Genomic DNA, 1609 nt, shown 5'->3' with positions numbered 1-1609 from the left:
GTTCCTTGGCGACGTCCTCGCTCATCGCCTGCGGCTTGCGCAGCAGCAGATCGACGATCCCCCTGCCCGTCCGCGTGCGCTCTACGTCGAAGGCCGTCGTCCGCCACGCCATGAGGTCTTCGACGAGCGCGGCGTAGGTCCGGCAGCTCTCGGTGACTGCGCAACACCAGCGCGTCAGACGTTCAGCCGCATCGAGGCCGGCATCGAACGGGCGCAAGCGGCGCGCTGCGGCGGCGACGGGCGTGAAGCGCAGCGTCCGCAGGCTGGCGCCGGCCCCGAGCCGCATGGACGCGACAGCACCGGTCAGCCGTCCCGTCAGCCCCCCTGCCCCGCCCAACTCCCACGCCTGAAAACTCATCGCCCCGCGCGCGGTCGGGCCGAAGTCGCCGAAGGGCCGGATCCTCGCGAGCCAGTCGGCCAGCTGATCGCGCTCGCCGCGATCCGGACCCGTCACCGGCGCGCCGTCGGAGATGGCGTCCGCGGCCTCCAACGCGTCCATGCGCCGCCAGCCCGACCCGCGTAGGCGCTCGGTCAGTTCATCGGCGTCGGTCGTCGCCGCTATGTCGATGAACGGCGCGGCGAGCGTTCTGCCGGCCCAGCGGGTCCAGGCGTCGTCCTCGTCCTCGAGCGCCGCCTCGTAGCGGAACCGCAGCGCGCTGTCGCCGTCGCGACCGCGCCAGCCCATGAGACGCCCGAGCGCCTCCGCCTCCGCCGTGGCGATCCGCTCGACCAGCCCCTCACTGAAGCCGCCCGCCGACAGCTTCTCGTCAAGGCGCGCCAGCGCCGCGTCGGCCTCCGCCATGATCGAAGCGCCGGCGATCTGCGCGTGGATGGCGGCGTCCGCGCTTCGACGCCCCGGGCGCGCACCGGCGGCTTCGCGCGGGCTGCGCGGCGTCTCGTCGTCCTCGCCGTCGAAGATCGAGCGAAGGGACCAGTCGTCGTCGTCATCGTCCATCTGGCAACCTCGCCGGCGAGAGAGCGGCCGCATGCCGCGATGAGCAGCGTCTCTCGCGGAAAGCCGGCGGTGCGCGCCGCGAGGCGAAGCCCTTTTATTACGCTTTCGGTGCAGCTTACCCGTTTTGTGAAAAGAAATGACAGATAATTTTCGCAACCCTGGCAATCTTGAGCGACGCTTCAAAGGACATCTTCTGCGACGGTGCGCGTCGCTGTCGGCGCTCCATGGCGCGACACGGGCGATGCCTGCTAAGTCCATGCGATAGTGACGTTTTCTATCCTGATCGACACTTGCCCGCGGCATGCGAACGCTGCTAACATCCGTTATCAACCGGCCGGTTGCCCGTGATCGCATTCTTGCATTCTCCAGAATGCTGCAGTGCAGCAAGAAATGGGGCCGATGTTCATGATATGTCTTCGCGCTGAGCGGCTTGTCATCGATACGGTGGGCGTCAGCGCGGCCACAGGGGCCGCCTCCCCTGCCCCGCCACACTCGGCGAGAACCTACTGATGGCGCTCGTCGGCTACGCGCGCGTGTCCACCGAGGACCAGACCGCCTTGCAGCAGGCTGTGGCGCTGACCGCCGCCGGCTGCGCGCTGGTCCACCGCGAGACGGCCTCCGGCGCGTCCAGAGCGCGCCCCGTTCTCAACAAGC

At 69.1% G+C, this 1609-nt stretch carries 2 protein-coding genes; one reads left to right on the top strand and one right to left on the bottom strand.

The window, feature by feature from the left end; genetic code table 11:
• On the bottom strand, window positions 1–955 hold a 955-nt coding region (locus tag BLW43_RS22700; RefSeq protein WP_093257224.1), incomplete at its 3' end, for a hypothetical protein.
• Between the two features lie 509 nt (window positions 956–1464).
• On the opposite strand from BLW43_RS22700, the gene BLW43_RS22695 reads away from it, so the two are divergent.
• A partial coding sequence (locus tag BLW43_RS22695; RefSeq protein WP_175479075.1) for a recombinase family protein occupies window positions 1465–1609 on the top strand: 145 nt, incomplete at its 3' end.

The organism is Rubrimonas cliftonensis, from assembly GCF_900107585.1.
Lineage (GTDB): Bacteria > Pseudomonadota > Alphaproteobacteria > Rhodobacterales > Rhodobacteraceae > Rubrimonas > Rubrimonas cliftonensis.
Note: the sequence above shows the minus strand (reverse complement) of the source record. Positions and strands in the feature narration are given on the sequence as shown.